12 protein-coding genes are annotated in these 12,885 nt (G+C 68.9%); 1 reads left to right on the forward strand and 11 read right to left on the reverse strand.

Annotation, left to right across the window (positions count from 1 at the left end; genetic code table 11):
- Window positions 1-45: 45 nt before the first annotated feature.
- Entirely contained in the window at window positions 46-573 is a 528-nt protein-coding gene (locus ACFWZ4_RS05885) for an O-acetyl-ADP-ribose deacetylase (protein ID WP_439703806.1), read from the forward strand.
- Here the strand turns inward: ACFWZ4_RS05885 and ACFWZ4_RS05890 are convergent.
- From ACFWZ4_RS05890 to ACFWZ4_RS05940, 11 genes are all read right to left on the reverse strand, one after another.
- Window positions 560-2,242: a BatD family protein gene (locus ACFWZ4_RS05890; RefSeq protein WP_439703807.1), complete on the reverse strand. Its 1,683-nt coding sequence runs from the start codon at window positions 2,240-2,242 to the stop codon at window positions 560-562. The two genes, ACFWZ4_RS05885 and ACFWZ4_RS05890, sit on opposite strands and share 14 nt — an antisense overlap.
- Window positions 2,239-4,134 (reverse strand): tetratricopeptide repeat protein, encoded by a 1,896-nt coding sequence (locus ACFWZ4_RS05895; RefSeq protein WP_439703808.1) that lies wholly within the window; start codon window positions 4,132-4,134, stop codon window positions 2,239-2,241. Before ACFWZ4_RS05895 ends, ACFWZ4_RS05890 begins: the two co-directional genes overlap by 4 nt.
- Window positions 4,131-5,129, reverse strand: coding sequence for a VWA domain-containing protein (locus tag ACFWZ4_RS05900; RefSeq protein ID WP_439703809.1), 999 nt, complete (start codon window positions 5,127-5,129; stop codon window positions 4,131-4,133). The genes ACFWZ4_RS05895 and ACFWZ4_RS05900 overlap by 4 nt, the downstream gene beginning before the upstream one ends.
- A complete protein-coding gene (locus tag ACFWZ4_RS05905) occupies window positions 5,122-5,616 on the reverse strand; it encodes a DUF4381 family protein (RefSeq protein WP_439703810.1) in 495 nt (164 codons plus the stop codon). The genes ACFWZ4_RS05900 and ACFWZ4_RS05905 overlap by 8 nt, the downstream gene beginning before the upstream one ends.
- Window positions 5,613-6,542 (reverse strand): DUF58 domain-containing protein, encoded by a 930-nt coding sequence (locus ACFWZ4_RS05910; protein ID WP_439703811.1) that lies wholly within the window; start codon window positions 6,540-6,542, stop codon window positions 5,613-5,615. The genes ACFWZ4_RS05905 and ACFWZ4_RS05910 overlap by 4 nt, the downstream gene beginning before the upstream one ends.
- Window positions 6,542-7,537 (reverse strand): AAA family ATPase, encoded by a 996-nt coding sequence (locus ACFWZ4_RS05915; protein WP_439703812.1) that lies wholly within the window; start codon window positions 7,535-7,537, stop codon window positions 6,542-6,544. Before ACFWZ4_RS05915 ends, ACFWZ4_RS05910 begins: the two co-directional genes overlap by 1 nt.
- Window positions 7,538-7,701: 164 nt before the next feature.
- The gene (gene pilQ, locus ACFWZ4_RS05920) at window positions 7,702-9,900 is read right to left on the reverse strand and encodes a type IV pilus secretin PilQ (protein WP_439703813.1); all 2,199 of its coding nucleotides are present in this window, start codon (window positions 9,898-9,900) and stop codon (window positions 7,702-7,704) included.
- A gap of 53 nt (window positions 9,901-9,953) precedes the next feature.
- The gene (locus ACFWZ4_RS05925) at window positions 9,954-10,496 is read right to left on the reverse strand and encodes a pilus assembly protein PilP (protein ID WP_439703814.1); all 543 of its coding nucleotides are present in this window, start codon (window positions 10,494-10,496) and stop codon (window positions 9,954-9,956) included.
- Window positions 10,493-11,164, reverse strand: coding sequence for a type 4a pilus biogenesis protein PilO (locus ACFWZ4_RS05930; protein WP_209617436.1), 672 nt, complete (start codon window positions 11,162-11,164; stop codon window positions 10,493-10,495). The genes ACFWZ4_RS05925 and ACFWZ4_RS05930 overlap by 4 nt, the downstream gene beginning before the upstream one ends.
- A complete protein-coding gene (locus ACFWZ4_RS05935) occupies window positions 11,161-11,799 on the reverse strand; it encodes a PilN domain-containing protein (RefSeq protein ID WP_439703815.1) in 639 nt (212 codons plus the stop codon). The genes ACFWZ4_RS05930 and ACFWZ4_RS05935 overlap by 4 nt, the downstream gene beginning before the upstream one ends.
- Complete coding sequence (locus ACFWZ4_RS05940) at window positions 11,799-12,857, reverse strand: pilus assembly protein PilM (protein WP_439703816.1); 1,059 nt, start codon at window positions 12,855-12,857, stop codon at window positions 11,799-11,801. Before ACFWZ4_RS05940 ends, ACFWZ4_RS05935 begins: the two co-directional genes overlap by 1 nt.
- Between the last annotated feature and the right edge of the window lie 28 nt (window positions 12,858-12,885).

The following is a 12,885-nucleotide window of genomic DNA, read 5'->3' on the forward strand; positions in this document are numbered from 1 at the left end:
CCAAGCCAGAGCATAAAGCGCGGCCCGCGCCAAACACTATTGTCCATGTCCATTACCTTGCTTACTGCCGACCTGACCCGCCTGTCGGTCGATGCCATCGTCAATGCCGCCAACCGGCAACTGCTCGGTGGCGGCGGTGTCGACGGCGCGATCCATCGCGCGGCCGGCCCCCGCCTGCTGGAAGCCTGCGCGGCGCTGCCGGAAGCCTCGGCCGGCGTGCGCTGTCCCACCGGCGAGGCGCGCATCACGCCCGGCTTCGATCTGGCGGCCACGTGCGTGATCCACACGGTGGGTCCGGTCTGGCGCGGCGGCGGCCACGACGAGCCGGAACTGCTCGCCGCCTGCTACCGCCATTCCCTGCAACTGGCACACGAGCATGGCCTGCGCTCGATCGCCTTTCCCGCGATCAGCTGCGGCGTCTACGGCTACCCGCCGGAGCTGGCGGCCGAGGTCGCCTGCGCCAGCCTGCGCAGGACGCTTGCCCGGCTGCCCGCGCCAGCCATGGACGTACGGCTGTGTTTCCTCAACGAGGCAATGACGCAACTGTGGCAGCGCGTGTTCAACGCAGCTTGAACGGGTAGAGCGGCGGCAAGGGCGGCTCCTCGCCCGACGGCGGTTCGCGCCACTGGAAACCCCGCCGGAAGGTGCCCGCCAGATCCGGCGACGGGCCGCTTGCGGCAGCGGCGAAGCGGCGGCGCTGCAACGCCTCGATCGCCTCGCGCTGCGCGGACGATGCCAGCGCCTCGGCCAGAGCGCCGAGGCCGGTCAGCCCGGGACGCTCCGCGCGCGCCCAGGCGAGCAACGCGTGGGATTGGGCCGCCACGTCGCTGCCGCGCGCGGCGGCCAGGAAAGCCAGGCGCAACGCACGGTTGGTTGGGGAGGCGGACGCTGGCTCGGCGCCTGGGCGCACGCGCCGACGCCATGCCCACCATGCGGCCAGCGCACCGCCGAGCAACAGCACGCCTGCCCCGATCAGCACGAGTACGCGCCACGCAGGCACGCGGCCGGCAACGGCCTTCCCCGCGGCCGCGACCGCGGCTGGCATCGGCGCGGAAGTGGTCGTCGCGGGAACGCTCGCCGCCGGCGCCGCCGAGCCGCCGGCCGCAGGCAGCACGGTGAGCGCATGCGCCGCAATCCGCGCCTCCTCGACCCGGCCGCTCTGCACGTTCCACCACTTGAGCGTGATCGCGGGAATCGTGAGCGTGCCGGCCTGGCCGGGCACCACGGCAAAGTTCTGCTGGCGACGTCCGATCAGCCACTGGCCGTCGTTGCGCGTGCCGGTCACCGGTTTGTCAGGATAGACGGTGGCGCCCTTGAGCTCCGGCAGGCTCAGTGCGGGCAGCGCCTCGTAGGGCAAGCCGGTGGCCTGCAAGGTCATCGCCAGGTCCAGCGGCTGCCCGACGCGCGCCTTGCCGTCGGCGGGAAGCCCTTCCAGGCTCAGGGCGAGCGCGCGCGCCGGCAACCAAGTGCTGCTGCCCCATTGCGGCGGGACCGGCTGCACGTCGATGGAAACCGTGGGCGAGGCGGCCATCGCCGGCGTGCCCATGGCGAAGAAACTGTCCGGGTCGGTCGGATCGATCAATTCGCCCTGGAACTGCAGCGACGGGAGTTCGATGGCACCGGCGTGCTGGGGGATCAGGGCGTAGCGGCGCTCGATCACGTGGTAGGCACGGCCACCGCGCACCACGTCGTAATCGAGGTCATCCCCCAGACGGCGCGCATCGATGCCGGGCAGCCGCGGATCTTCCAGCGAACCACTGCTGAGGCTGCCGGCGAAGTACAGCCGGACCGTGAAAAGCAGTTGCTGGCCCACGCGTACCGTGGTCGGCTGCGCGTTCGCTTCGAGGAACACCGCCTTGCCGCTGTTGGCGGCCGCGCGGGGATCGGGCGGCGTGACCGTCAGCGTGAGTGGCTGGGTCTGTCCGCCGGCGAAATCCAGCGCCGGGATCGTCAGCTGGCCCGCATGCGTGGGCCGCAGCGCGATGCCGATGGTCGATTGCACGCTGCGCTGCCCGTTGAGGATGCTCACGCTGGTGTTGCTGGAACGGCCAAGCACCTCGAAGTCCGGGGCCAGCGCGGCCAGGTCCGGCGCCTGCGCCAGGGCGCCGCCCTCGACCTGCAGATTCAGCGTGACCGTCTCGCCCAGCTGCACCTGGTTGCGATCGAGCGAGGCGTGCACCTGCGCGGCCTGCGCCAACATCGGCAGCAACGCGAGCAGGACGAGCGCGATCCATCGCCTCACGGCAGGTCCTCCGGGTTCGCCACGCCGTGGCGCTGGCGGTATTCCAGTTCGAACTTGCGCCGCAACAGCGCGCCCGGATCGTCCGGCACGCGCTGCAGCGCCTGGCGGAGCTCGGTCGGCAGGCGCGCCTGCGGGTCGTCCTTGTCCAGCGCGCCGAGCTGGTGCTCGTTGCCCTTGGCCTTGGCCTGGTCGCCCAACGCACGGTCCATCTGCTGCTTGAGCGCCTGCCCCGCGCGCGCCATGCGGGCCTGCTGCTCGGCGCGTTCCTGCGCGGTCAGCGGGCGGTTGGCGCCCTGCTGCTCGCGTTGCCCGCCATTGCGCTGGCTGTCCTGGTTGCCCTGTGCGTCCGGCTGCTGCTGGCCCTGGCCTTGCTGGCCCTGGTTGTCCTGCTTGCCGTCCTGCTGCTCACCGCGGCGGTTGCCCTGGCTGTCCTTCTTGGACTGCTCATCGCCCTGGCCCTGCTGGGACCGGGAGGATTTGCCGCCATTCTGATTCTGCGCGTCGGAATTGGGATCCTGCGGTGGCGGCTGGCGGCGCAGCCAGTCCTCGACCGCCTGGCGGTTGGCCTTGGCGTCGGCATTGTGCGGATCGAGTGCGAGGGCGCGGTCGTAGGCCGCAAGCGCCTCCTGGTATTGGCCGGCCTTGGCCAGCGCGTTGCCGAGGTTGTACTGCGCGTCGGTGGTGCCGACCGGCTGCAGCGCTTCGATCGCCTTGTCGTAATCGTCCGCGCGGTAGGCGGCCACGCCGCGCAGCACCGGATCGCGGGCAAGCGCCAGGGCCTGTTTCGGATGGCCTTGGCGCAGCGCCTGGGTGGCTTGCTGGTCGCGGCGCTGCCACAGATCGTGCCAGGTACCGGCTTCCGCGCGCGCCGGCACCAGCAGCGGCGCCAACGCCAACGGCAACAGCAACAGCCAGCCGCGGCGGAAGGCCAACGCCAGCAAAGGCAGCAGCGGCAGCAGCAGCCAAGGACCCCGGTCCTCCCATTGCGAACTGACCTGGCCGGTAGCGAGGTCGGCATCACCCGTGCGCAGCTGATCCTGCAACGCCTCGATGTCGATATGGTCAGCCCGCATGGGAACATAGCGCCCACCACCGGCGGCGGCGAGCGCCGCCAGCGCGGCATCGTCGCGGCCGGCCATGGCCACGCCACCGTGTGCATCACGCAGGAAACCGCCCTCGGCAAGCGGTACCGGCCCGCCCTTGGAGGTCCCGACGCCCAACACCGAGACGCGCACGCCGTCGGCGCGAGCCTGGCGTGCGGCCTGCAGGGCCTCGGTATCGGCGTCGTCGGTGACCAGAATCAGCGAACCGCCGCCCACCTTGGCGTCGCGGATCAGCGCCGCGCCGCGCGCGATCGCGGCGGCGGCGTTGTCGCCCTCGACCGGCATCGTGTCCGGGGCGAGCGCGTCGAGCAGGTCGTCGAGGCTGTTGGCGTCGCTGGTCAGCGGCGCGACCACGAAAGCCTCGCCGGCATAGGCGACCAGGCCGTTGAGTCCGCCGCGATTGGCGGCGAAGAGATCGCGCGCCTTGTAGCGCGCGCGGTCGAGCCGGCTCGGCGCGACATCGCGCGCCAGCATGCGGTCGCTCAGGGAAATGGCCACCACCTGCGCCGCGCGGTCGGCAAAGAGCGGCTGCGGTACCCGGCTCCAGCTCGGCCCGGCGAACGCCAGCACGGCGAGCAACCAGCCCAGCGCCAGCAAGACTGGCGGCACGTTGTGCCGCTGGGCCCGGCCTTGGAGCAGATGCGGCAACAGCTCGGGGTCGACCAGCCTTTCCAGCTGCGCGCGCGCCCCCTGCCCGCGTGTGGCCAGCCACGCCAGCAGAGGCATGACGAGCAGCAGCCACAACCAGGCCGGTCGCAGGAAATGGAACATCTGCAGCGCCTCGTTCATGCCAGGCGCTCCCTCATCGCGCCTGCGCGGGAGGCCAGGGCCAGCGCAAGCAGCAGCATGGCCCCACCCAGCGGCCAACGGAACAGCTCGTGGCGCGGGCGCAACACCGGCCCGTGCTGGGGCATCGGTTCGAGCGTGTCGATCGTGCGGTAGGCCGAGGCCAGCTCGTGCGTGTCGGTGGCGCGGAAGAAGCGCCCGCCGGTGTCCTGGGCGATCTTCGTCAGCATGGCCTCGTCCAGGTCGGCCGAGGGATTGACCAGGCGCATGCCGAAGAAGTCGGGCACGCGCATCTGCGTGGCGCCGACGCCGATGGTGTAGACGCGCACGCCGGCCGCCTTCGCCGCGGCGGCAGCCTGTTCGGGCGCAATGTTGCCGGCGTTGTTGACGCCGTCGGTGAGCAGCACCAGCACGCGCGCCTGCTGCGGCAGGCCGGCCAGGCGCTTGACCGCCACCGCGATGGCATCGCCGATGGCCGTCTCGGTGCCGGCCAGACCAACGGCGGAACCCTTCAGCTGCGCACGTACGGCGTCGAGGTCGTAGGTCAGCGGCGTGACCAGGAAGGCGCGGCTGCCGAACAACACCAAGCCCAGCTCGTCGCCGGCGCGACGCGCGATGAAGTCGCTGGCGATGGTCTCGACCGCTTCGAAACGGCTGACATCCTGCCCGGCCAGGTTCATGTCCTCGGTGCGCATGCTGCCGGAGAGATCGATCGCCAGCAGCATCGCGCGTCCACTGCGCTGCTGTGCCTGGGGCGGTCCGACCCACTGCGGTCGCGCCGCCGCGGCGACCAGGCACAGCCAGGCCAGCGCCAGCCACCAGTTGGCTCGGCCGCGACCCGGTTGCCGCTCGATCGCCGCCAACGCCACGCCCGGATGCGGCAGGTGCAGGGCTTGTCCTGGCGGCAACGGACGCAGCCAGCGACGCAGCAGCCAGGGCAGCGGCAGCAGCAGCACCACCCACGGCCAGGCGAAATCGGGCCAGGCGAGCTCAGGCACGGCGCATCCCCTTGCCCTGCGTGGCAAGCGCGACCCGCAGCCAGCAGCGAACGGCCTCCAGCATGGCGCGGGTGTCGTAGGGGTGCGGGCGATACATCGCGGGCTCCAGCGTGAGCAGGCGCTCCAGCGTCGGTGCATCGACCGGCACCCGCGCCAGCGCCTGGCGCCAGGCTTCGCCGCGCAGACGGGCAGCCGCCGGGTCGTGCGTCCGCGCCACCCGGCGCAACAGCTGATGCAGGCCGGCCGCCAGCGCCTGCGCGTCGGCCGCGTGGCGAGTGGCCAGCACATCGACCTCGGCGAGGATGCGTGCGCGGCGGTGGCGCCGCTTCCGCTCGCGCAGCAACAGCCACACTCCCGTGCCCAGGAGCACCAGCACCAATGCTGCCAGCAGCCACCAACCCGGTGCCGGCGGCCACCAGGGTGGCGCTGGCGGCAGGTGAATGTCGCGCAGCTCCGGGCCCTTGGGGGGAGGCAGGTGGCGCATCATCGGGCGGGCCTCACGCCGAGCAAGGCCGTCAACGCCTCCAGCGGGTCGGCGGCAGTGTCGATGCTGCGCCAGCGCAGCCCGAGCGATTGGGCCAACGTTGCCAGGCGCGCATGGCCTGCGCCGAGGGCTCGCTGGAATTCACTGCGCTGGCGCGTGCCCTGGAGACTGACCTCGCGGCGTTCGCCGTCGTGTTCGAACGGATAGCGACCGGGTGGCGGCAGCTCGCGCTCGAGTGCATCGGCCACAACCAGCACGGCGACACGCGCGTGGCGCGTCACTTCGCGCAGGCGACTGCGTGCCGCCTCGTCGCAACTCAAGCCGTCACTGATCAGCAGGACACGACTGGCGCCATGCAGGCGACCCGCACGTGCGATCGCATCGGATAGCGGCTCGTCGATATCGTCGGTTGCGGCATCGGCATCCCATTCCGCCAGCGCGCCACACAGGGCCACCGCACCACGCGCACCACCGCGCGGCTTGAGCAGGTGCTGGCCGTTGCCAAAGGCCATCGCACCGACGCGCTCGCCCGCACGCACGGCATACCAGGCCGCCAGCGCCGCCGCGCGCGCGGCCTGCACCGACTTGAAGCGCACGCGGGTGCCGAAACGCATGCTGGCGTGCGTGTCGAGCAGGATCAGCAAGCGTCCCTCGCGCTCTTCCTGGAACAGCTTGGTGTGCAATTCGCCACTGCGCGCGGTGAGGCGCCAATCGAGCCGGCGCACGTCATCGCCCGGCTGGTAGACGCGCGATTCGGCGTAATCCATGCCGCGGCCGTAAAGACGGCTGGATTGCTGCCCCGCCTGCGCGGCGCGGCTGTCCAGCGGAAGCGGACGCACGCGACCGACCCGCGCGCGCAGGGCGAGCAGTTCGGCCAGCGATACGGTGGCGCGGCCATCGCCGTCGGCGCGCGCGGGCACGGCGGACATCACGGCAGCGGCACGAGATCCAACAGGCGGTCGATGACCTGGTCGCTGCGCACGCCCTCGGCCTCGGCTTCGTAGCTGAGCAGCACGCGGTGGCGCAGCACTTCATGCACCACACCGTGCACGTCCTCGGGCAACGCGTAGTCGCGCCCGGCCAGCCAGGCGTGCGCGCGGGCGCAACGGTCGAGTGCGATGGTTGCACGCGGGCTCGCGCCCCAGGCGATCCAACGCTTCAGTTCTGCGCCGTAGCGGCCGGCATCGCGAGTGGCCAGCACCAGTTGCGCAAGGTATTCCTCGAGCGCGGGCGCCACGTGCACTTCGAGCGCGGCGTCGCGCGCGGCGAAGACGTCGGCCGGGCTGAGCAGCGCGCGCGGCGACGCGGCCGGGTGCAGGGCGCGACGCGCCTGTTCGCGGGCCAGCTTCAGGATGGCGAGCTCCGAGGCCGCGTCGGGATAGCCGATCGTCACGTGCATCACGAATCGGTCAAGCTGCGCCTCGGGCAATGCGAAGGTACCCTCCTGCTCGATGGGATTTTGCGTGGCCATCACCAGGAACAGGTCGGGCAACCGCCAGGTGCTGCGGCCGACGGTGATCTGGCGCTCGGCCATCGCTTCCAGCAGCGCCGACTGCACCTTGGCCGGCGCGCGGTTGATCTCGTCGGCCAGCACGATGTTGTGGAACAGCGGCCCACGTTCGAACTCGAAACTGCCTGCCTGCGGGCGGAACACGTCGGTGCCGGTGAGGTCCGCCGGCAGCAGGTCGGGAGTGAACTGCACGCGATGGAAATCGGCCTCGATGCGCGCGGCCAGCGCCTTGACCGCGGTGGTCTTGGCCAGGCCGGGCGCGCCCTCGACCAGCAGGTGGCCATCGGCCAGCAGCGCGATCAGAAGGCATTCGATCAGGTGCGGCTGGCCGATCACCTCGCGCTGCAGTTCGTCGCGCAAATGCACGAAGGCCTGCTGCAGGCGGTGGGGGGCGGCGCTGTGCGGTGTGTCCATCGACGATCCAGGCAAGGCAACGCGGTAATGACCGCGCCAACGCACGGAAGTTTAGGTGCGCACGTGCAAGGGCCGCGTGTGCCGGACCGCATGGTCGCGCCTGCATTGGCTCCAAACGAAAAAAAGGCGGCCGAAGCCGCCTTTTTTTCCCTTGCGTCGTGCGCTTACTGCAGCGTTTCGCTGAGGATGCGTGGCGTCACGAAGATCAACAGTTCCGCCTTATTGTTGTTCTTGACGGTCTTGCGGAACAGCGCGCCCACGCCAGGAATGTCGCCCAGGCCAGGCACCTTGCTGATGGTATTGGCCTTGGTGATCTCGTAGATGCCACCGAGCACGACCGTCTGGCCATTGTCCACCAGCACCGAGGTGTTGATCTCGCGCGTGTCGATCTGCGGCACCTGGCCGCTGCCCGGGGCGTCGATGAAGCGGGCCAGCGCGTCCTTCTTGACGTTGATCTTCAGGTATACGCGGCTGTCGGCGGTGATCGTCGGGGTCACGCGCAGTTCCAGCACGGCATCCTTGAACTGCACCGTGGCGGTGCCGCTGCCGGCCGAGCCGGTGGCGCTGTTCTGATAGGTCACGTATCCGATCTGCTGGCCCTGGCGGATCACCGCTTCCTGCTGGTTGGCGGTGATCACGCGCGGGCTGGAGATGACCTCGCCCCGGCCTTCGGTCTGCGCGGCCGACAGTTCCAGGTCGACAAGGTAGTTCGCGCCCAGGATCGCCAGACCGAAGCTGCCCATCGGATTGGCCGCCGGCAGGTTGACATTGAAGCCGCCCGCGCCGGTCTGATAGGTGGTGACACCCGAGGCGTTGCCCGCGCCGGAATTGTTGTTGGCGCGTTCGATCGCAAGGCTGCCTGCGCCGTTGGCGCCGCCTTGCGGTGCGGTGGTGATCACGTTGCCGCCGCTGGTGGTGTGCAGTGCCTGCACGCCCCACTTCACGCCCAACTCGCGGGTGAAGTCGTCGGTGGCCACCACGATGCGCGACTCGATGAGCACCTGCTGGACCGGACGGTCGAGCACGCCGATGAGTTCGCGCAGCTCGCGGATCTTGTCGGGCGTCTCGTTGAGCAACAAGGTGTTGGTGCGCTCGTCATAAGACACGCTACCGCGCGGCGACAGGAAGCCACGGGTGCCACCGCCACCACCACTCCCGGCGCCACTCTTGCTGCCGGTGGTCAGCAGCTTGGCAATGTCGGCTGCCTTGCCGTAGCTGATCGGCACGTAGTCGGTGACGAGCTCGGCGGTGTCTTCGGCCTTCAGGCGCGCCTCGGCCAGGTTTTGCTCGTAATTGGCCAGCTCCTGCTGCGGAGCGATCCAGATGACGTTGCCGTCACTGCGCTTGTCCAGGCCCTTGGCACGCAGGATCACATCCAGCGCCTGGTCCCACGGCACGTTGACCAGCCGCAGGGTAACGCTGCCGCCCACGCTGTCGGCCACGACCAGGTTCTTCTTGGACATCTCCGCGATGAACTGCAGCGCCGCGCGCACGGGAATGTCCTGGAAGTTGAACGTCACGCGGGTGCCGCTGTAGGCCGGCGGCTGGCCCTTGGCCAGCTTGCCATCGGCGGCCGCGGCATCCTTCTTGGGCGCGACCTCGACCACGTACTGGTCGGCCGTCTGGTAGGAGGAGGTCTCCACGTTGCCCTTGAGGTCGATCTCCATGTGCGCACCGCCGCCCATGCCGGCGCGGGTGGTGATCGACTGCACCGGCGTGGCGAAATCGAGCACATCCAGGCGCTGGGCCTGTTCGGCCGGCAGCTTCACGTGGCTCAGGTTGATGATGAGCTTGTCGCCCTCGCGGTGCATGTCGACATCCGCCCCGGCGCCGGTGAAACCGACCAGCACGCGGCCTTCGCCGTTCGGACCACGGCGGAAGTCGATGCCGGACACGGACGGGCCATCCATGCTCGAAGGCAGCGCCTTGGTCGGGTCGATCGCCGAGGCAGTGGTGGTGGTCTGCGCCGCGGTGCCGTTGTTGACGGTCATCACGAGGTCGTTGCCGTCCACGCGCGTGTCGTACGAGGCATCGCGCATCAGTTCGACCACCACACGGGTACGCCCGCCGGCGGAAACGGCCGAGACGCCCGAGGTCGAACCCTTGCCGATGTCCAGGTGGCGCGGCGCCGCGTTGGTCGTGTCGGCGAAATCGACGGCGATGCGCGGCGGATTGCCGGTAGTGAAAATGCGCGGCTGCGGCGGCGGGCCGCCCGCGAAATTCATGTGCAGCTCGACCTTGCCCCCCGGCAACGTGTCGTAACTGATCCCCTTGAGCGTGTTGGTGGCTGCCACGGCATCGCCCGCCCATGCGGCGGCGGCCATCAGCAGGCCCGTCAACAGGCATCGGCGTGCTTGGCGCATGGCTCGGCCCCGGACAGGTTGGATGTGGTTGCTCATTGCGTCAGCCCCTGTGTTCATTTGTCGCCGAGCCCGATGCTGGCCGAACGTTCCATCCAGCCGCCATTGCCATTGGAGACCAGTTCGACCAGGTCGACGTGGTCTTCCGCGATGTCGGTGACCCGACCGTAGTTCTGTCCCATGTATTCATTGACGTGGATGCGGTGGATCACGCCACCGGGGTCCTTCACCAGCGCTTCGATACCGGCGCCGGTGCCGACCGTGCCCACCATCTTGAGGCTGTCCAGCGCGAACATCTCGAGCGGCTCCTTGGCGCGCCCCTCGTCCGGACGCGGTCCGTTCGACGGGCCGCTCGGCTGCAGCTCGGCGGTGCTCGCGCTGAACGGATCGCGCTTGCCGTCATCGGAGTATTGGAAGGTCTCGAATGTCTTGATGACCGGCAGCGGCGGGATCGGCGCGCCCTTCTTGCTCTTTTCCTGGGCCACCCAGTCGCGCAGGTCGGACATGCCGCGGGTGCAACCGGCCAGCAGCAGCAAGGCGCAAAGCATCAGCAGCAACCGCGCCACATGGGTAGGCCTGATGGCGTTAAACCTGCTCATTTGCGCCCCCTCGCCTTGCCCTTGCCCTTGGCGGGCTTGGTCTCACCGCTCTCTTCGTCTTCCAGATAGCGGTAGGTCTTGACCGTGCCTTGCAACACCAGCTGCCCGCCGGCCGGTGGTTCGCCATTGGCGCCGATCGGAAGCTGCGTGGACAGCGAAACGTCGTGCATGGTGAGGATCACCACCCGCGGCAGCGAGGCGACGCCACTGATGAAATTGCCGAACTGGTGGTAGGTGCCGACCATCTTCAGGTTGATCGGCTCCTCGGCGTAGAAGTCCTTGGGCTGCTCGGTGCCCGGATCGAACACCTGGATTTCCAGCCCTGCAGCCAGCGCGGTCTGCGAGATGTCCACCAGCAGCTCGGGCATCTCGGTCTTGCTGGGCAGCTGGCGCAGCAACTGGCGCAGCATGTCCTGCATCTCGTCGAGCTGCTGCTGCAGCGCTTCGAGGTTGACCGCCTTGGCCTGCTTCTGGGTGAACTCCTGCTTCAGCGACACCTCCTTCGCGGCCAGCGTCTCCAGGGAGTCCTGCTGGTCACTGACGTGCAGATACCAGCCAAGGAACATCACGACCAGGAACACCAGCACGGTGAAGAAGATCTTGATCGATTTGGACCAGCCGCCAATGTTGTTGCGGTCGAGGTTGCGCAGTTCGTCGAAGAACTTCATTTGGCAGCCCCCCCACTGACGGCCGCGGATCCCGATGCGGCGGGGGCACCGTTGCCCTGCAGCAGCACCGGCGTCTTGCCAGTCTCCTCTTCGGTCGGCTGGCTCAGCTTGACGCTCAAGCCGAACGTGTAGGGCATGCGCCCGGCGCGGTACTTGATTTCGGTCTTGTCGAGGTCCGCGTTGCCCATCCAGGGCGAGGCATCGAGGTTGCGCATGTATTCGGCCACGCTGGCGTTGGACTGGGCCACGCCATAAAGCACCATCGAGTCGGAGTTCTGCTTCATGCTGGTGAGGCGAACGCTGGCCGGGATCGTCTTAACCAGTTCGTCGAACAGGTGGACCATCTGCGAGCGGTTGGCCTGCAGCTGTTCGATGATCTGCTTGCGGGCAAGCAGCCGCTGGCGGACGTTTTCGAGATCCTTGATCTTGGCGATGCGCTCGTCCAGCTGCTTGATCTCACCCTGCAGGTAGGCATTGCGCTCGTTCTGGTTGTCGATGCGCATGCCCATCCAGAACGACCACAGGAACAGCGCCAGCAGCGCCGCACCGAAAGCCGCGCCCAGCTGCAGGAAGAACTCGCGCTCGCGTTGCTTGCGCCGCTCGGCGCGCCAGGGAAGCAGGTTGATGTGTGCCATCAGTCGAAACTCCGGAGCGCCAGGCCGACGGCGATCATCAGCGCCGGGGCATCCTGTGCCAGCGACTGCGCCTGCACCTTGGGCGCCAGCGACATGCGCGCCAGCGGATTGGCCACCATGCACGGCACGCCCAGCTGCTCCTCCAGCATCGGGCACAGGCCCTCGATGGAGGCGCAGCCGCCGGCCAGCACCACCTGGTCGACCTTGCTGTACTCGCTGCCGGCGAAGAAGAACTGCAGCAGGCGGCTGATTTGCTGGATCAGCGCCTCCTTGAACGGCTCCAGCGCCTCGGTCTCGTAGGACTCGGGCAGGCCGCCCTTGCGCTTGGCGCGGCCAGCTTCCTCGTAGGAAAGGCCGTAGCGGCGCATGATCTCGTCAGTCAGCTGCTTGCCACCGAAGACCTGCTCGCGCGAATAGATGGTGCGCTGGTGGCGCAGCACCGACAGCGTGGTCATGGTGGCGCCGATGTCGACCACGGCGACCAGCGCATCACGACTGACGTTGAGCTGGTCGACCAGCATCGCGAAGGCGTTCTCCATCGCGAACGCCTCGACGTCGATCACCTTGGCAGCGAGGCCACCCAGGTCCAGCGCGGCGACGCGCATGTCAACGTTCTCGGTGCGCGAGGCGGCCAGCAGGACGTTGTTCATGTCCGGGTTGTCGCGCACGGGCCCCATCACCTCGAAGTCGAGGCTGACCTCGTCGATCGGGTAGGGGATGTACTGGTTGGCCTCGACCTGGATCTGGCCTTCGAGGTCTTCCTCGGAAAGATCCCCGGACATCGGCACGATGCGCGTGATCACGGCCGATCCGGCCACCGCGGCCGAGGCGTGCTTGAGTTTGGAGCCGGACCGCGCCAGCGCCCGTCGGATCGCCTCGCCCACCGCCTCGACCTCGACGATGTTCTTCTCGACCACGGCATTGGGGGGCAGCGGCTCGACCGCGTAATGTTCCACGCGATAGCGCCCGCCGGTCTGGCTCAGCTGTAGCAGCTTGACCGCGGTCGAACTGATGTCGACGCCGATCAGCGACGGCTTCTTGGGTGTAAACAGACCCACGATTTTCCCCCTTGGCCCCTGGCGTCCG

This window comes from Frateuria sp. GZRe12, from assembly GCF_051900535.1.
Classification (GTDB): Bacteria; Pseudomonadota; Gammaproteobacteria; order Xanthomonadales; family Rhodanobacteraceae; genus Frateuria_A.